Below are 16987 nucleotides of genomic sequence, written 5' to 3' on the forward strand. Positions count from 1 at the left end.
GGTGGATTTTTTCAGCATTCAGCAGATACGCCTTGCGGCATACCAAGGGAATACACATGATGGATGGGTTTCAAAAGGTCGGTCAGGTTGAGGACGTACCTCCGGGGCAGTCGAAGATCGTCAAGGTCAATGATCGACCGATTGCCCTGTTCAATATCGATGGGAAATTTTATGCCATCCATAATAGCTGCCCTCACGAAGGGGGGCCTCTTATCGAAGGTCGACTCAAGGGGTACGTCATCGCCTGTCCGTGGCATGACCTTGCGTTCGACATCCGAAATGGACAAGGTACGGATGGGGGCGGGTATTGCGTGGGAAGTTACGAGGTGCGAGTGGAGGGAAGTGAGATCATGATCGGCCCGCGAAAAAAATCATGAAGATTTTCAAAGAAACGTGCATAGCCGTAACGAACGCACAGAGGATGCCGGTGTGAATACCGTTGGTGTCGAACCCCTATCGATAGGGGAGACCGGAGATTCCCGCAAGGTCGTGGTTGATCGACCCTTTGTCCTTCAGTTATGGGAAGACCGGACAAGGGGTGAGCAGTGGGTCGCGTCCTATGACACCAAGGGACTGGCTTTGCTCGGCGACGAATTTCTCCGCATCGCCAGTAATAACGCGGTCGACAACGGACAGCGAATCTTTGAGTTTAAGGCCGTGCAGCCAGGTGTCTATCACATCGTGTTTGAAAAGCGCATGGGGTGGAAATTCACCTCGGAAGATCGCCGGCTCTTCACGATTGAGGCGCAGCCGGTTACGACGGGGGATTGAGTCCATGCCAGACATTGCATTTATCAATGGGCGTTTCCTTCCATGGCAAGATGCGACGGTATCCATCGATGACCGCGGATTCCAATTCGGCGATGCGGTCTATGAAGTGATTCGAACCTATCGAGGGTCCCCGTTCGAAATGAGTGCACATCTTGACCGGCTTGATCGAAGCGCAACGCAACTCTCCATTTCCCAACCCTATACCAGAAGGCAATGGACGCAATGGATTCACCAGGGACTGAGCCTAGCTGGCTATCAGGACGCCAAGATCTATATTCAGGTAACGCGAGGGGTGGCTCCCCGCGAGCATGGCTTTCCTTCAGAGAGTCGGCCAACTGTCGTTATGACGATTCGAGCCATTCACCCGCTCAGTGTTGAAATGCGCCACACCGGCGTGATGGCCTGTACGTGCGAGGATCTGCGATGGGGCCGATGCGATGTCAAAAGCGTGAATTTGCTGGCCAACGTGCTGGCTCGTGAGGAGGCAAGAAAAGCGGGTGTATTTGAGGCCATCTTGGTTCGTGACGGCTTGGTCATGGAGGGCGCCGTGAGCAATGTGATGGCTGTTCAGGGAGGCGTACTCGTGACGGCTCCCGAAAGTCCGCGTATTCTGTCCGGAGTGACCAGGACCGTCGTCTTGCAATTAGCAAGAAGGGAAGAGGTCGTCGTCGAGGAACGATTCATGTCGATCGACTCCCTGTACCAGGCAGACGAGGTTTTTCTTACCGGGACCACGCTCGAAGTACTCGGGGTCGTTCAGATCGACGGGAAATCCATTGGCAACGGTCGCCCCGGTCCAGTGACTCAGGCATTGGCAGCTCGATGGGCGATACTGACGGGCTAGTCCCCTTGCATTGCTTAGGGGTGCGTGCTATGGTACCGCCTCTGTAAGTGGGCGCACGCCCACTTTTTTGTTTGGTCACGTGCCTAAGAGGACATGAAGGTTGAGGACGCCGGGGAGTAGTGTGCAGCCGGTTATCGACCGATTGCAGGAAGTTATTTCGCCGATTCTATGGACGCTCGGACTCGAATTGATCGATGTTGTTTGCGTTGGACGTGGTCCGCGGTCTGTTGTTCGTGTGTTGGTCGACAAACCGGGTGGAGTGACCATCACCGACTGTGAGCAAGCACATAAGGCTCTAGGGCCGGCACTCGATGTCGCCGATCCGTTCCCTCACGCCTATACGCTTGAAGTCTCATCTCCAGGTTTGGATCGCCCGTTCCAGAGAACTCAGGACTATCAACGGGCGATTGGAAAACAGGTGAATCTCAAGCTTCGACAGCCTCTCGAAGGTCAGTGGCGGATTACCGGAGAACTGATGCAAGTAGACGAGACTCTCGTCGTGTTGGAGGTCGGTACGCATCGAGCTCCCTTGGCGATTCAGCTCAGCCGTGAGAGCATTGCGGAAGCGAAATTGGTCGTGAAAATCTAAATTGTGGGTGGGGGCGCCGTGGATGCAAACCGGATGCAGGAGCGTGAGGTATGAACCGAGAACTGATTTCAGTAATTGACGAAATCGGGCGCCAAAAGGGAATCGACAAGGCGCGCGTAATCGGAGCCATTGAATCCGCTCTGCAGACTGCCGCAAAAAAGCGCTTTGGGCAGGCTGAGAACATTCAGGTTGAGATAGATCCGAAAACCGGAGAAATTTCAGTTGTCTCCAAGAAGACGATCGTCGAAACGGTCAGCAATCCTAAAGCCGAAATTTCCCTACAAGAAGCCCGTCAGTATGACAGCGAAGCCGAAGTTGGAGACGAAATCGGTTCCCTGATTGAGATGAATGAATTGGGAAGAATTGCTGCGCAGACCGCCAAGCAAGTCATTTTTCAGAAGGTTCGTGAAGCAGAATGGGAGGCGGTGCAGAAGGAATACTCCACGAGGCAGGGTGATTTGGTCACCGGCATCATTCTTGGCATGGAGCGCCGTAATTACTTGGTAGATCTCGGGAAGACAGAGGCGATTCTCCCGATACAAGAGCAGATCCCGCGTGAAACATACCGTCGTGGTGATCGTGTGAAAGCCATGCTGTTGGAAGTTCGTCGGACCCCTAAGGATGTACAGGTGATTTTGTCGCGAAGCCATCCCCAATTTGTGTCGAAACTCTTTGAGCTCGAAGTGCCTGAGATCATGGAGAAGATTATCGAAATCAAGTCGGTTGTTCGAGAGCCTGGGGATCGGACAAAGATTGCTGTGACGTCACGGGAAAAGGCGGTGGATCCGGTGGGTGCTTGTGTCGGTATTAAAGGTTCCCGCGTGCAAGCCGTCGTCCGTGAGTTGCGTGGTGAGAAGATCGACATCATTACCTGGACCCAAGATCCGAGGGTATTCATCGCCGAAGCCTTAAATCCTGCGACGATCGAAAAGGTCGGTATCGATGAGGAGAAGAAGTCGGCATTGGTGGTGGCCGCCGATTCCCAACTATCTTTGGCGATCGGCAAGAATGGCCAAAATGTCAGGCTTGCGGCGCGTTTGACAGGATGGAAAATCGACATCATCAGCGCCACGGAGTACGAAAAGGAGAAAGTGGAGCGCGACAAGGAAATCAAAGCGGCACTGGCTGAAGAGACAGAGGCGCAACGACTGCAGGAAGAGGCTCGTCAAGCTGCGAGAGCGGAAGAGGCACTGAACGGATCAGAGTAGGATACGGAATCGTCTGATGGCAATGCGTGTATACGAACTGGCAAAGAAGCTAGGCATGGAAAATCGCGTGCTCATCCCAGAGCTCAAGAAAATGGGTGTGCCAGTGACATCCCATAGTAGTGCGCTGGATGATGAGATCGTGGAGAAGGTGTTGGGAAAGCTCGCTCCGCAATCTAAGGGGCAGGGGGCTGCGACTGAAGCAGACTCTCCATCTAAGTCCATTCCCGGCGCGGCGCAGAGCAGGTCTTTGGCGAGCAAGGGGCAACCGACGGAAGAGTCTGCCAAGCCTGACAAGCGGCGCATTCTGATTAAGCGTAAGAAAGAAGAAGAGCCGGCGGAGATTCTCTCGTCATCCACGGCCGTGGAAATAGAGCATTCAGCTCAGCCTGAGCTAGTAGTTGCAGCAAGCACCGATCCATCACCCTCTGCAGAGCAGTCGGTTATTGAAGAGCCTGTCGCGCCCAGCCCACGTGTGGAGGACATTCGACCGGAAAGCATAGTCGCACCTCCTGCCGCAGTGGTACCTTCGGCGGTGGTTCCCACGCAAGCGGCCGCTCAGCCTAAGCCGGTCGTTGCACCGCCAGGCGCTGCGACCACGACGGTTGAATCCGTCCTCGGCAAGAAGAAGAGCATGGCGTTCGAGGCCATTGAAGCCGAAGGACAGAAGGACAAGCTCAAGAAGGCCAAAAAGCCAGGTCGGCCGAAAGATGAGCAGCAGGATGTGAAGCTCAGAGAGGATGCCGCACGTTGGCAGGATCTCCGGGCCATTCCGGTCCAACGTCGTGATGATCGCTCTAAGCATTTGCACCATAGTGCTCCATCAGAGGTGACGAAGCCGCGTCGAAAGAGTGTCAAGGTCACTCCGAGAACAACGGTCAAAGAATTTGCGGAGTTGATTGGCCAGCGTCCCGCAGACATTGTTCGTAAGCTTATGGAGATGGGTCAAATGCTGACCTATCACCAGCCAATGAATCTGGACGCAGCGGCGATGTTAGCTGAAGAGAGTGGTGTCAAGATCGATATCGTAATTGAAAAAGTAGGGGACGATTTGTTGCAAGATGTGCTGGAGACTGGCGGTGAAGAACGGCCTGAACCGCGCCCACCTGTCGTGACGATCATGGGTCATGTCGATCACGGGAAGACATCATTACTCGACGCCATTCGTCAAACCAATGTTGCAGAGGGAGAGGCTGGCGGTATCACGCAGCATATTGGGGCCTATACGGTTTCGGTACGCGGCAAGCAGGTGACCTTCTTGGATACGCCAGGCCATGAGGCTTTCACGGCCATGAGGGCCCGTGGGGCTAAAGTCACGGATGTCGTCATTCTCGTCGTTGCTGCAGACGATGGCGTCATGCCTCAAACTATTGAGGCCATCCACCATGCGAAGGCCGCAGGCGTTCCGCTCATCGTTGCGATGAACAAGATCGATAAGCCTACAGCCAATCCGGATCGGGTCAAGAATGCGCTCTCAGAACATGGACTCATTTCTGAAGCTTGGGGTGGCGATACGATCATGGTTGAAGTGTCGGCCAAGCAAAAAACTGGTCTGGATACGCTTTTGGAAATGATTCTTTTGCAGGCCGAAGTGCTTGAGCTCAAGGCGGATCCACACCGGCAGGCTAGAGGTACGGTCGTCGAAGCGAAAATTGAACGAGGGCGAGGGCCAGTCGCGACGGTCCTGGTGCAGGGTGGGACCTTGCGGGTCGGCGATGCGTATGTCGTGGGTACGTTCAGTGGCCGTGTACGGGCGCTCATCAATGATCGTGGTGAAAAAGTACAGCAGGCCGGGCCGTCCATTCCAGTCGAAGTCATTGGCTTGCCGGGTGTTCCGTCGGCAGGAGATGTCTTCCATGTCGTCTCGAATGAGCGGGTAGCCAGAGAGATTGCCGAAGAGCGAGCTCAAAAACGTCGAGCAGCCGAATTGACCAGTCCGACGAAGGTTTCGCTTGATGACCTTTTTGCAAAAATCCAAGAAGGGTCAGTGAAGGAGTTGGCCATCGTCATCAAGGCCGATGTGCAGGGATCGTCTGAGGCGTTGGCCGGAGCGGTTGAAAAGTTATCGACCGACGCGGTCAAGCTTCGGGTCATTCATAACGCCGTCGGCGGAATTATGGAATCCGATGTCCTGCTTGCGGCAGCATCGCGGGCGATCGTCATTGGGTTTAATATTAGACCTGAGCCAAAGGCCACGGCATTGGCTGAGCAGCAAGGTGTCGATGTCCGGCTCTATACGATCATCTATGACGCCATTGCCGATATCAAAGCCGCCATGGAAGGCTTGCTTGAACCGACGCTCAAGGAGCGAGCTCTGGGACGTGCAGAGGTACGCCAGGTCTTTATGATCCCAAAGGTTGGCGCAGTGGCAGGTGCCTATGTGGTTGATGGCCTCATCTCGCGAACCAGTGCTGGAGTCCGTGTGATTCGGGATAATGTGGTGGTCTATCAGGGTAAATTTGGCTCGTTGAAGCGATTCAAGGACGATGTGCGTGAGGTTCAGCAGGGATATGAGTGTGGATTCAGTATAGAGAATTTCAATGATGTGAAAGTGGGAGATATTGTCGAAGCGTATACGATCGACAAAATCGCCACTAAGCTTTAGATGTCAATCCAGATCATGGCGCCGTGCGGTAGGCGCTCTCACGGAGACCGGCTCATATAAAGGGCACGTTGTAGGCGGTCATTATGGTGGTTGGGCTCTGTACGGTCGAGTTGTTCATCGCAGAGAGCCAATCGTTGAAAGATAAGCGTCAGGTCCTGCATGGACTCAAAGAGCGACTGCGAAGTAAATTTAACCTCTCTGTGGCAGAAGTCGATGGGCAAGATCTCTGGCAGAAGGCCGTTCTCGCAATGGCCTGTGTGGCCAGCGAGGGACGTTTTGTGAGCCAAGTTTTGGAGCAGGCGCTGAACCTGATCAAGAGTATGCCGGTTCTCGAGGTGATCCGTACTCAACAGGAGTTGCTCTAGCCTTCAGCCCCATGTCGCCGTTCCTGAGGACCATCACCTTACGATGTCTAAGGCAACCTACAAACGGGCTGATCGAGTGGCCGATCAGATTCGCATGGAAGTAGCCGATATTCTTATGCGCAAAATCAAAGATCCTCGGGTGCATGGTGTCACCGTGACCGATGTCGAACTCACAGGAGATTTGCGTATCGCACATGTCTTCGTTACGACCATGGAGCGGGATGCGGCTGAGCGTGAAGTCTTTGCCGGGCTGTCAAAAGCGAGTGGGTTTGTGCGTGCTGAATTAGGACGTCGTCTGTCGCTCCGTTACCTCCCCGATGTTATTTTCAAGAAGGATGTGAGTGGCATAAGGGGTAATCGAATCGACCAGTTATTGGCAGGATTGCATGGTCCTGCCGGAGAACCGCAAGCCCTCAAAGACTCCACTGAGGAATCGAGTGTTTCAGAGTCTTGATGCTATGACCAGCGCTACCACGATGTTTGAGCAGAGGGTGTCCCAAGACGGGGTACTTATTGTTCACAAAGAAACCGGTTGGACGTCGCATGATGTTGTTGCCAAAATTCGCGCCCTTTTGAAAGAAAGCAAAGTTGGGCATGCCGGCACATTAGATCCAAGTGCGACAGGGGTTTTGCCGATTCTTGTGGGGCGAGCCACAAGAATTGCCGAATATCTGGTTGATTGGGATAAGGAGTACCGAGCTCAGTTGCGGCTCGGAGAAACGACGGATACACAGGATGCAACCGGTCGGCTCTTGACGAGTACTGATCCAAGTGGAGTCACGGAAATCAATCTACAAACAGTGCTCACCGGATTCCGTGGTATCCAACGACAACTGCCGCCCATGTACTCGGCAGTCAAGGTCGGAGGACAACGACTGTATAAGGCCGCCAGGGCTGGCAAGACGATCGACCGGGCTGAACGCTCTATCGTGATTCATACGCTGGAACTCATGTCCTTTGATGGCCGAGATGCAACATTGCGCGTTGTTTGTTCGAAAGGCACGTATGTGCGTACGCTCTGTGCCGATATAGGCCAGGCCTTAGGTGTCGGGGGGCACCTGTTTTCGTTGGAACGGCGTCGTGTGGGGCCACTTTCGATCGAGCGTGCATTGACGGTCGAACAAGTCGCCTCTCACCTTGCGGCGAGCACTCTCGCATCGCAATTTCTTTCCCTGGACGAACTCCTTTTCGAGCTTCCTGCTGTGGTTGTCAACGAGGAACAGGCAGAGCGGGTGTTACACGGGACACCCGTGTCCCAGATAGGGATTGGTCAGTCTCTCTCTTCCCTGGCGGCAGGCAATGTGCGACTGAAGGATGAAGCTGGGCGACTGTTGGCAATTGGAACTCATGACCGGACGGGTCTGGGAGCGATTAAAGTGCGTAAAGTATTAAGTCTCTCGAGTCATTAATGGAGAAGGAGTGGTTATGGCGTTATTGAAGGAAGCAAAAGCAGCACTGATTCAGGAATATCAGCAGCACGACAAAGATTCCGGCTCTCCGGAAGTCCAAATAGCCGTCTTGACGAATCGCATTACCTATCTGACCGAGCATTTTAAGACTCACAAGAAAGACCATCACTCGCGACGCGGGTTGTTACAACTGGTCGGCCGGCGGCGTCGGTTGTTGGACTATCTTCGCGGAGTGGATGACGCTCGTTACCGGGCCATTATCGATCGCCTCGGTATACGCAAGTAACCGGTCGTTCCCAGAACGGCGTGGACCGGCGCCATCGCATTACTCGCATGTCCCACAGATGAACACCGACATGCGCTCTGTTCCTCCACTGCCGGGTGAAATCTTCCGGCCATGGGTGGGAGACGTGTGCCCTTCGCGTGCTCGACTGAGCAGCGAGGAACGTCGACCAGAGCGTTTGTCAGTGGGCATCTGTGGACCTAACCAGAGGAGACCATAGATGATACATGTTGTAGAGGTAGAAGTTGCCGGTCGTATGCTCCGGCTTGAAACCGGTCGCGTCGCGAAACAAGCCGACGGATCAATTTGGGCATCCTACGGTGATACCGTCGTGCTCGCTACGGCTGTTTCAGCCCAAACCGCCAAGCCTGGGATCGACTTTCTTCCCTTGACGGTCGACTACCAGGAAAAAGCCTATGCGGCAGGCAAGATTCCTGGAGGCTATTTTAAACGGGAAGGCCGACCGGCTGAGAAGGAGGTCTTGACCAGCCGATTGATTGATCGTCCCCTGCGTCCGCTCTTCCCTGAAGGATTCTATTTCGAAACCCAGGTCATCGCCTCGGTCCTCTCAGCCGACAAGACGGGCTCGGCCGACGTGATCGGAATTACCGCGGCCTCGGCGGCACTGGCCATATCCAATATCCCATTCAATGGGCCCGTCGCCGGAGTGAAGATCGGCTATATCAAGGGTCAGCTCGTCGTCAATCCAGACCTCGAAGCCATGGAACAAAGCGACCTCCATCTCGTGGTGGCCGGAACGGCCGATGCGGTTATGATGGTGGAGGCAGGTGCCAATGAACTTTCCGAACAAACCATGCTGCAGGCGCTGGAGTTAGCTCACAGCGAAATCAAGAAGATTGTTCAGAAGATCGATGAATTAGCGAAGAAGGTGGGATGCGTTAAGCGAAACGTCGTACAGGAGTCGATTGATCCCACGCTGCAGGCGGAGATTAAGTCTCTGGTGGCCCAGCCGATTCGGGACGCCATTATGATTTCCAACAAGAGTGCGCGGCAGGAGCGATTGGACCAAATCCTTGCGGAGACCGTTCAAAAGCTCCAGAAACCAGAAGACGCTTCACGTGAGCGGCATATCAAGATCGTCTTTCATCAACTGGAGTACACGGAAGTCCGGAAGATGATTCTGGAGAAACAGTCGCGGGCGGACGGCCGTGGGCCATCCGACATCCGACCGATCACCTGTGAAGTCGGCGCCTTGCCGCGCGCGCATGGTTCGGCCATCTTTACCCGCGGAGAAACCCAGAGTCTCGCCGTTGTGACCTTGGGGACGACGGACGATGAGCAGCGAATTGATGCGTTAGAAGGGGAGTATACCCGTACATTCATGCTGCATTACAACTTCCCGCCCTTCAGTGTCGGTGAAGCGCGACCGCTTCGCTCACCAGGTAGACGTGAAGTCGGCCACGGCGCATTGGCGGAGCGGGCGTTGAAGCCTGTCATCCCCGCTAAGGATGTGTTTCCATACACTCTGCGCATTGTTTCGGAGATTCTGGAATCCAATGGGTCCTCCTCGATGGCTACAGTCTGTGGCGGAACGTTGGCAATGATGGATGCGGGTGTTCCAATCAAGGAGCCCGTTGCCGGTATTGCGATGGGGCTCATTAAAGAAGGAAACGATGTGATTATCTTGTCCGACATTCTCGGCCTTGAAGATCACTTGGGTGATATGGATTTCAAAGTATGCGGGACGAAGAACGGGGTGACCGCACTTCAAATGGACATCAAGATTGGTGGGATTACCACTACCTTGATGCAGCAAGCGTTGGAACAAGCCCGATCGGGACGTCTCCACATTCTGGGCCGCATGGCGAACGCACTCCAGGGGCCACGCACCGAACTCTCAGCCTTTGCCCCCCGCATCCACACGATGAAGGTCAAGCAGGACAAAATACGGGATATCATCGGGCAGGGAGGGAAGACGATCCGCGGGATTCAAGCCGATTGTGGCGTCAAGATCAGCGTTGAAGACAGCGGGATTGTCACGATCGCGTCCTCGGACGGTGAATCTCTCCAGAAAGCCAAGGACATCATCAACCGCCTGACCGAGGAAGTCGAAGTCGGGAAGGTCTATTCCGGGACGGTAAGAAAAATCATGGACTTCGGCGCCTTCGTCGAGGTCTTGCCGGGCACGGACGGACTCGTGCACATCTCTCAGCTCGCCCATCATCGCGTAAAATCGGTTTCTGATGAAGTGGCCGAAGGAGACCAAATTTTGGTCAAAGTGCTTGAAATCGATAAGCAGGGGAAAATCCGCCTCAGTCGAAAAGAAACTATTCCGGCACCGACCACCGGCGGCGCACCTGATCCAGCGGGTGGGTAACACTTGTATCGCAAGGTCATCCTCAACAACGGGATTCGCTTGGTCACCGAGCGAATCCCGACCGTCAAATCCGTCACCATAGGTATTTGGGTGAATGCCGGCTCTCGGGACGAACGTCCCGAAGAAGCCGGGTATTCTCACTTTATCGAGCATATGTTGTTCAAAGGAACGACATCACGCTCCGCGACGGACATCTCCCGTGAAATAGACGCACTCGGTGGAGAAATGAATGCGTTTACCACGCGCGAAACGACGACCTTCTATGTCAAAGTCCTGGATCAGCATCTGCCTCAAGCCTTAGACCTTCTCTCGGACCTCTTCTTTCGTTCTCGGCTCGCGCAGAAGGAAATCGAAAAAGAGAAGCAGGTCGTACTCGAAGAAATTCGCATGGTGCAAGACGATCCCGAGGATCTCATTCAAGAGTTACACGCCAAATTGGTGATGGGCACGCATCCGTTGAGTCGTCCTATCCTTGGGAAAGCGTCCACCATTGGCCACATTCGTCGCCAAGATCTGCTCGAGTACATGGATCGACATTATCGCCCGGAAGGCATCGTTGTGGCTCTTGCTGGGAACTTCGATCAACAGAAGCTTGAGAAAATGATGACCAGGCTCTTTGGACGCTACCAGGCCTCAAAGGCCACCGATTCGGGAACGCGTTGGCCGGCTGAACTGCACGGCGGTGTGACCCTGAAGCGGAAGCCCTTGGAGCAGGTCCATCTCTGCGTGGGACTTCAAGGAATCGCGGCCGGCCATAAGGACCGATATGTGATATATGCGCTCAACAGCGTCTTAGGAGGGAGCGTCAGTTCAAGACTCTTTCAAGAGATCAGAGAGAAGCGTGGGTTATCCTACTCGGTTTATTCGTTCTTATCGGGGTATTCAGATACGGGGACCGTCACAGTGTATGCCGGAACCCGAGCCAGCGAAGTTGCGCGGGTGCTGGACCTGATCCGTCGAGAAATTCAGAAAATGGCTCGCCGGGGAATGACTAGTGAGGAACTCAAACGGACCAAGGAACAAATGAAAGGCGGCCTGATGTTGAGTTTGGAGAGTTCACACAGCCGCATGAACAAACTTGCCAAGGACGAACTCATTGCCGGCACTCATACCTCCTTAGAGGAAATGATCTCAGATATTGACGCCGTGACGGAGCAGCAGGTCAACCGAGTAGCACGTACTCTGTTTACAACAGAGCATATGGCCGTAACAGGTTTGGGACCACTTTCATCACAACAGACCAAGGTGTTAGGGAAACGGTTCTCTCTGTCGATGGCCTGACCGCGAGAAAACACGAAGGCATAAAACCATCTAAGCTATTGTTTTCCTATTGCTCGTCGTAGTATTTTCGAAACCAAGGCTATGCGTGAAAAACATGCCCTTGACAGGACAGCGCAGTTTCAGTACCGTTCCGACTCTATTATCCTGGTCTAGGATTTCTCCCTTGGGCACTGAACAAGTTACGGCGCAAGTCAGTCTACAAGGAAATAGTTTGTTGCATTTACGATGATCAACTCAATGTGATCAATAACTTATGAAGACACTGGTAATCAATCTGATGAAGGAGGGACGAGGTATGAAAAAGGCTGTCGTTCTAGCTACCGCCATAGTATGTGCAAGTATCAGCTTGCTAGCGGCCGAATTTTCATTCGCTGCTGGCATTGAGCACCTTGGTCTTGCGGATGACGTCGTAGGAGGGAAGCCGCTGAAGGCTTCGGCCGCAGTCAAGACTCTGCAAGGACGTGTTTGGTCTCAGTGGGCGGATAACCCCGATGGAGAACTGTTGTTCGGGATTCAGTACTGGAATTCTGGAGATCAAGGATCCGGAGAGGGGGGAGGCCGATCATCAACCATGCTCGATGTGAAACCGCCGGATCCTCTCTTTACTTGCTGTGCATGGGGCTTTGTCGGAGGAACGGAAAAGAACTCGGCCTATTCCGGATGGTACCATGCAGCCACGACGGTTCGCCTTGCCGTGAAGGATAAGGCTCTGATGGATAAAATCATCAAAGCCTCACAGGAATTGGTCGCCATGGAGGTCACCCTCGACGGTCGAACCATCACCGGCTTCAAAATACTGAAAGACTAGCTACTCTTAGTACAGCACGTTGTTGTGAAGGAGGACACGATCATGATGTTTCAGAAGCAAGGTGCAGCCATTCTGGCAGCCGTTGCCCTCGTAGTGGGTCTGGTGTCGAGCGCCTCGGCTATTGAGTCATTTCAAGAGCGATTCGAATGGGGCGATATGAGTAAACCTACCACGTTACAGGGGCGAGTGATTGTTCTCGATCCCTATGACGAAGCCGTATGGATCAATGTGGCCGTGTTTGGTGGAAATGCCGAGAGTGGTTTATACTGGCAGAAAGTTCACCCCGGTAAGAATCTGAAGTTCTATGCTGACAAGTCTGCCTGGCAAGAATTACAGAAAATGGGGAGACCCCATGCGGGACCGGCTGCTGCGAAGGAAGTTCCCCCCGGTAGCACGACGGACCTGATTGAGTTCGTCGTTACAGAAACAGAACAGAACCATCGGGTGATTTCTGCGGTGAAGAGAATTCCTGATGTATCAGGTGCAATGGGCAAGCCCGTAAGCATGTCCGCACTTCGACTCAAGGAATGCACAGGGAAAAACGAATTCGAGGCATCCTGCAACAAAGCTAAGACCGGGCTCAACACGTCTCCGGTTACACCGGATGGGAGCAACGTCGGCATGCAATACGATGTCATGCTTCCTGGTGGGAAGGTCCTCGGCGGGTTGATTCCTTGGACTGCGCAGTATAATCTCGGTCACTGAAGAAGTTATCAAAGCGGAGAGGGGGGTGGCATTCCTTCAGGGATGCCGCCCCCTTGTATTTTGAGCCTGGACTCCCCCTCTTCTCATCAATGGCACAGCCGATAACCTCAGTCACCATGAAAGAATCTTGCAGAGAGGCTGAGAACAGATCAATTGTCGGAATGAATTTCAGCAAGACGCACAGTGCCCCGCCTCTTTCAATGCAGAGTCACAATTGGGGATGTAGAACTCTCAGAATTACTGACTAACGGATGATTCGGCGATCTCTGTTTTAGCCATCCGCTGCAGATCAGCAAGGCGATTCATGGCATCGAGTGGGGTTATCGAGAACAGATCGATCTGCTTCACCTCTTCTATCAATGGATGGGGTTGAGGAAGAGGTTGGGCAGGTTGTTGTGATGGACCTGAAGCCGAGACGGTAGGGGTAGACTCGGGTCGTTCGAGTTGCGATAAGACTGCTTGAGCGCGACCAACCACCTCCGGGGGAAGCCCTGCAAGTTTGGCTACGTGAATGCCATAACTGCGATCGGCCTTACCGGCGATGATCTTTCTCAGAAACACGATGTCTCCATCGCATTCCTGAACAGCCACACGATAGTTCTTAATTCCGATACGTTGAGACTCCAATTGAGTCATCTCGTGATAGTGGGTGGCAAAGAGAGTACGAGCACCGAGCTGTGTGCAATCATGGATATACTCGGCAATGGCCCACGCAAGGCTGAGACCATCATAGGTGCTGGTTCCGCGGCCGATTTCATCCAGTAAGAGCAAACTCCTTTGCGTAGCGTGACGGAGAATAGTCGAAGTTTCAACCATCTCAACCATGAACGTACTTTGCCCTCCAGCCAAATTGTCGGATGCACCAACTCTGGTGAAAATCCGGTCGGCCAAACCGATGCGCGCCTCTGTAGCCGGGACAAAACATCCTACCTGGGCCATGAGCACAATCAACGCAACCTGCCGAAGGTAGGTGCTCTTTCCTGCCATATTGGGGCCGGTGATGATGAGCAGCCTTTCAGTGGCAAGGTCCAGAGTCGTGTCGTTCGGTACAAAAACTGAATCCTGACAAATCCGTTCGACGACGGGATGTCGACCTTCCCTGATCGTAATCCCACCACCCTCCGTCACGGTCGGCTTTGAGTACCGATAGAGGGCCGCCGTCTCGGCTAAACCGGCGAGCACATCGATCAGAGCCAACAGTGTCGCCATTCGGTCCAACCGATGGGTTTCGGTAGCCAGCCGGGAGCGAAGAGCTACGAAGGTCTCCTGTTCGGAGGCGAGAAGTTTCACGTCGGCACCGATCACGCGCTCTTCTAATTCCTGAAGCTCCGCAGTGGTAAAACGCTCTGCGTTGACGAGTGTTTGTTTCCGAATGTAGTCCGGTGGGACACGGCCCAGATTGGCTTTTGTAATCTCGATGTAATAGCCGAATACCTGATTGTAACGAACCTTCAAGGACTCAATTCCGGTTCGTTCGCGTTCTCGGCCTTCCAGGGCAGCGATCCATTCCTTCCCTTCCTTACTGGCTTTTCGAAGTTCATCGATGTCTGGGGCATAGCCTTCTCGAATGATATTACCGTCACGTAAAGAAAGCGGGGCATCCGGGCGGATGGCTCGTTCGATCAGATCGTACAGATCTTCCGCGCCATCCCATGTTGCGAAGGACTGGACTAATAATTCGCTCTGAAGGGAAGTCAGTTGGGTGGAGATTTCAGGCATGGCGGCAAGCGACTGTTTCAATGCCAGCAATTCACGAGGGTTGGCCAAACCGAGCGTGATACGTGTCCCGAGCCGTGCAATGTCCTGGACCTCCCGCAATGCTCTGCGTAAGGACGTTCGTACGAAGAGAGACTCCTTGAGTTCTTCCACGGCATCAAGACGTGCTTGGATGAGCTTGCAACGCAACAGAGGCATAACCACCCACTGACGTAACAGCCGACATCCCATTGCAGTGACCGTGTGGTCCAGCACGGACAACAGTGTTAAGGGACCGGTTGCATCCGTTTGTTCCCGAGCGGACAACGGCTTCAGGAGTTCCAGATTTCGAATGGTTGTCCCATCGAGATGCATGACTTCGTCATTCCCCCGAACGGATAATCGGCGGATGTGATCCAATGGCACTGCGGGCTGGGTCGCACGGAAATAGTCCAGCACCGCGCCGGCTGCGCCGACGGCAGCTGGGAATCCCTGACATCCCAGGCTTTCAAGCGAGGTACCGCGGAAATGACTCGTCAGTAGATGGGTCGCACGGAGGGTCTCAAATGGAGCAGCCGGACGTTCACACAAGCGTGGTCCTGTGATCTGTCTGATCCATTGCACGCTCCGGCTATCGAGGTCCGCTGGGAAGATCAGCTCACGAGGATCGAGTCGAGACAATTCATTCAGAACCTGGCTCACCGCCTGTGAACCGCGAAACTCTATCAACCAGAACTCTCCGGTCGACACTTCGAGGCTGGCAAGCCCAATCCGTTGACCAAAATCGGCATCCGGATGAACGGCGAGGGCGGCCAGATAGTTGAGCTCTCCAGGAATCAGGAACTCGGTGTCCACCAGCGTACCAGGTGTGTACAGGCGAACGACCTCGCGTCTGACCAGGCCTTTGGCAGACTTCGGGTCCTCTACTTGCTCACATAGGGCGACCAAGCGTCCAGCGTTGAGCAATTTTGCAATGTAACCGGTGGCCGAATGGTATGGGACACCGCACAGCGGAATTGGGTGAGGACTATTCTTATCTCGGGACGTTAATGCAATTGAGAGGAGCCGAGACGCTTCCAGCGCGTCTTCGTAGAACATCTCGTAAAAATCTCCGACACGGAAAAATAAAATCGCGTCCGGGTATCCCTGCTTGATGTCACGGAACTGACGCATGAGAGGGCTGAGCGTTGTCTCACTCATCAGCAAAATGTCTCACGGGTTCTATGTCTGCCGGGGTGGGAGTCCGTCCAGATACCTTCTCGAGCGATTGTCGAAGCCGCTCTAGGTCTACCTCGGCCTGTTGTAGTGCCTTTGTCTTACGACGTAGCTGAATACGGCTGCGCACCCAAGGAGGGCAGAGTAGGATAGCGGAAACCAGGAGCCCCACGACGAACCCCGCCATAACGGGTTTATAAATTGGTGTGGAGGCCTCAAGTAAGCCGAAGAAATACCGCAGCGTAACTTCCTGCTCCTGGTTTTGTAGGACAAACGCCAGTGAAAGGAGCAAGAGGATGCCGACAAGAATGAGGCGCGTCATCGAATGGGGGCCTTTCTCTTTTCACTAGGTCCTGGACGTGGCGGTTGACCTTGCCTCTGCCTCGATGGCAAGGCTTTCCTGATGCGCGCCAACAGTGAACGGGATCGTGTCCCCTGTGCCATAAACTGAATCGATCGAGTGGTGAAGGTTCTGTGACTCAACCGCAATTCGAGCCGGTCAGAAGGAAGGAGGGTTGGAAATCGGTCAGCCCACTCAACGGCTGTCGCCGCGTCGTCGGTAAAAACTTCAGCGAGACCGACGGCCTCGGCCTCTTCAAGACTGCTCAATCGGTATAGATCCATATGAATCAAAGGGAGTCGCCCGTGGTATCGGTGCATCAACATGAATGTCGGACTGGTGACTACGCTGGGGGGAGCATCAAGACCAGAGACGATCCCGTGGACTAATGCCGTCTTCCCAGCTCCCAGATCACCGATCAATGCAATCACATCTCCTTCGCGAAGGACCCGCCCGATGGATTCTCCGATTAACTCCGTCTCACGTCGAGAGTTCAGGACAAGACCACGGGAGCGAACTGCTCGGGCCATAAGA

General features: G+C 54.0%; 17 protein-coding genes. 14 read left to right on the top strand and 3 right to left on the bottom strand.

The annotated features are described in order from the left end of the window. Nucleotides 1-56: 56 nt before the first annotated feature. The 14 genes from COMA1_RS05550 to COMA1_RS05615 all read left to right on the top strand — a co-directional run bounded on the left by COMA1_RS05550 (nt 57) and on the right by COMA1_RS05615 (nt 13203). Nucleotides 57-377, top strand: a complete 321-nt coding sequence (locus COMA1_RS05550) for a Rieske (2Fe-2S) protein (protein WP_245630857.1) — start codon at nt 57-59, stop codon at nt 375-377. A gap of 52 nt (nt 378-429) precedes the next feature. Further along, nucleotides 430-771 carry a protease inhibitor I42 family protein gene (locus COMA1_RS05555; protein WP_176697873.1) on the top strand — a complete coding sequence of 114 codons (342 nt, stop codon included), beginning with the start codon at nt 430-432 and terminating at the stop codon, nt 769-771. 4 nt (nt 772-775) lie between these two features. Further along, nucleotides 776-1615: a D-amino-acid transaminase gene (gene dat / locus COMA1_RS05560; RefSeq protein WP_090744947.1), complete on the top strand. Its 840-nt coding sequence runs from the start codon at nt 776-778 to the stop codon at nt 1613-1615. A 121-nt stretch (nt 1616-1736) separates the two neighbouring features. Continuing rightward, on the top strand, nt 1737-2204 hold the full coding sequence (locus COMA1_RS05565) for a ribosome maturation factor RimP (RefSeq protein ID WP_176697874.1): 468 nt from the start codon (nt 1737-1739) through the stop codon (nt 2202-2204). Nucleotides 2205-2254: 50 nt separating this feature from the next. After that, nucleotides 2255-3412: a transcription termination factor NusA gene (nusA, locus tag COMA1_RS05570; RefSeq protein ID WP_090744952.1), complete on the top strand. Its 1158-nt coding sequence runs from the start codon at nt 2255-2257 to the stop codon at nt 3410-3412. A gap of 22 nt (nt 3413-3434) precedes the next feature. After that, nucleotides 3435-6014 (top strand): translation initiation factor IF-2, encoded by a 2580-nt coding sequence (gene infB, locus COMA1_RS05575; RefSeq protein WP_090746857.1) that lies wholly within the window; start codon nt 3435-3437, stop codon nt 6012-6014. Nucleotides 6015-6097: 83 nt separating this feature from the next. Continuing rightward, nucleotides 6098-6379: a DUF503 domain-containing protein gene (locus tag COMA1_RS05580; RefSeq protein WP_090744955.1), complete on the top strand. Its 282-nt coding sequence runs from the start codon at nt 6098-6100 to the stop codon at nt 6377-6379. Nucleotides 6380-6422: 43 nt separating this feature from the next. Next, nucleotides 6423-6833: a 30S ribosome-binding factor RbfA gene (rbfA, locus tag COMA1_RS05585; protein WP_090744958.1), complete on the top strand. Its 411-nt coding sequence runs from the start codon at nt 6423-6425 to the stop codon at nt 6831-6833. Between the two features lie 22 nt (nt 6834-6855). Next, entirely contained in the window at nt 6856-7788 is a 933-nt protein-coding gene (gene truB, locus COMA1_RS05590) for a tRNA pseudouridine(55) synthase TruB (protein WP_176697875.1), read from the top strand. A gap of 16 nt (nt 7789-7804) precedes the next feature. Then, nucleotides 7805-8074: a 30S ribosomal protein S15 gene (gene rpsO / locus COMA1_RS05595; protein ID WP_090744963.1), complete on the top strand. Its 270-nt coding sequence runs from the start codon at nt 7805-7807 to the stop codon at nt 8072-8074. A 217-nt stretch (nt 8075-8291) separates the two neighbouring features. After that, nucleotides 8292-10409 (top strand): polyribonucleotide nucleotidyltransferase, encoded by a 2118-nt coding sequence (pnp, locus tag COMA1_RS05600; RefSeq protein WP_176697876.1) that lies wholly within the window; start codon nt 8292-8294, stop codon nt 10407-10409. Nucleotides 10410-10412: 3 nt separating this feature from the next. Beyond that, a complete protein-coding gene (locus COMA1_RS05605) occupies nt 10413-11690 on the top strand; it encodes a M16 family metallopeptidase (protein WP_090744966.1) in 1278 nt (425 codons plus the stop codon). Between the two features lie 295 nt (nt 11691-11985). Next, a complete protein-coding gene (locus tag COMA1_RS05610; RefSeq protein WP_090744969.1) occupies nt 11986-12498 on the top strand; it encodes a hypothetical protein in 513 nt (170 codons plus the stop codon). A 42-nt stretch (nt 12499-12540) separates the two neighbouring features. After that, a complete protein-coding gene (locus COMA1_RS05615) occupies nt 12541-13203 on the top strand; it encodes a hypothetical protein (protein WP_090744972.1) in 663 nt (220 codons plus the stop codon). A 237-nt stretch (nt 13204-13440) separates the two neighbouring features. Here the strand turns inward: COMA1_RS05615 and mutS are convergent, their stop codons facing one another. From mutS to tsaE, 3 genes are read right to left on the bottom strand one after another with little or no spacing between them, the layout of a single operon-like run. Continuing rightward, on the bottom strand, nt 13441-16098 hold the full coding sequence (gene mutS / locus COMA1_RS05620; protein WP_090744974.1) for a DNA mismatch repair protein MutS: 2658 nt from the start codon (nt 16096-16098) through the stop codon (nt 13441-13443). Beyond that, nucleotides 16091-16435, bottom strand: coding sequence for a LapA family protein (locus COMA1_RS05625; protein WP_090744977.1), 345 nt, complete (start codon nt 16433-16435; stop codon nt 16091-16093). The genes mutS and COMA1_RS05625 overlap by 8 nt, the downstream gene beginning before the upstream one ends. Beyond that, complete coding sequence (gene tsaE, locus COMA1_RS05630; RefSeq protein ID WP_090744980.1) at nt 16432-16983, bottom strand: tRNA (adenosine(37)-N6)-threonylcarbamoyltransferase complex ATPase subunit type 1 TsaE; 552 nt, start codon at nt 16981-16983, stop codon at nt 16432-16434. The genes COMA1_RS05625 and tsaE overlap by 4 nt, the downstream gene beginning before the upstream one ends. Nucleotides 16984-16987 lie beyond the last annotated feature (4 nt).

Origin of the sequence: Candidatus Nitrospira nitrosa (assembly GCF_001458735.1) — a bacterium.
GTDB lineage: Bacteria > Nitrospirota > Nitrospiria > Nitrospirales > Nitrospiraceae > Nitrospira_D > Nitrospira_D nitrosa.

What these genes read in the sequence shown, in the direction of transcription:
- COMA1_RS05550 (WP_245630857.1), top strand. Translation starts at nt 57, where the DNA reads ATGATGGATGGGTTTCAAAAGGTCGGTCAGGTTGAGGACGTACCTCCG.
- dat (WP_090744947.1), top strand. Translation starts at nt 776, where the DNA reads ATGCCAGACATTGCATTTATCAATGGGCGTTTCCTTCCATGGCAAGAT.
- nusA (WP_090744952.1), top strand. Translation starts at nt 2,255, where the DNA reads ATGAACCGAGAACTGATTTCAGTAATTGACGAAATCGGGCGCCAAAAG.
- infB (WP_090746857.1), top strand. Translation starts at nt 3,435, where the DNA reads ATGCGTGTATACGAACTGGCAAAGAAGCTAGGCATGGAAAATCGCGTG.
- COMA1_RS05580 (WP_090744955.1), top strand. Translation starts at nt 6,098, where the DNA reads ATGGTGGTTGGGCTCTGTACGGTCGAGTTGTTCATCGCAGAGAGCCAA.
- rbfA (WP_090744958.1), top strand. Translation starts at nt 6,423, where the DNA reads ATGTCTAAGGCAACCTACAAACGGGCTGATCGAGTGGCCGATCAGATT.
- truB (WP_176697875.1), top strand. Translation starts at nt 6,856, where the DNA reads ATGTTTGAGCAGAGGGTGTCCCAAGACGGGGTACTTATTGTTCACAAA.
- rpsO (WP_090744963.1), top strand. Translation starts at nt 7,805, where the DNA reads ATGGCGTTATTGAAGGAAGCAAAAGCAGCACTGATTCAGGAATATCAG.
- pnp (WP_176697876.1), top strand. Translation starts at nt 8,292, where the DNA reads ATGATACATGTTGTAGAGGTAGAAGTTGCCGGTCGTATGCTCCGGCTT.
- COMA1_RS05610 (WP_090744969.1), top strand. Translation starts at nt 11,986, where the DNA reads ATGAAAAAGGCTGTCGTTCTAGCTACCGCCATAGTATGTGCAAGTATC.
- COMA1_RS05615 (WP_090744972.1), top strand. Translation starts at nt 12,541, where the DNA reads ATGATGTTTCAGAAGCAAGGTGCAGCCATTCTGGCAGCCGTTGCCCTC.
- mutS (WP_090744974.1), bottom strand. Translation starts at nt 16,098, where the DNA reads ATGAGTGAGACAACGCTCAGCCCTCTCATGCGTCAGTTCCGTGACATC.
- COMA1_RS05625 (WP_090744977.1), bottom strand. Translation starts at nt 16,435, where the DNA reads ATGACGCGCCTCATTCTTGTCGGCATCCTCTTGCTCCTTTCACTGGCG.
- tsaE (WP_090744980.1), bottom strand. Translation starts at nt 16,983, where the DNA reads ATGGCCCGAGCAGTTCGCTCCCGTGGTCTTGTCCTGAACTCTCGACGT.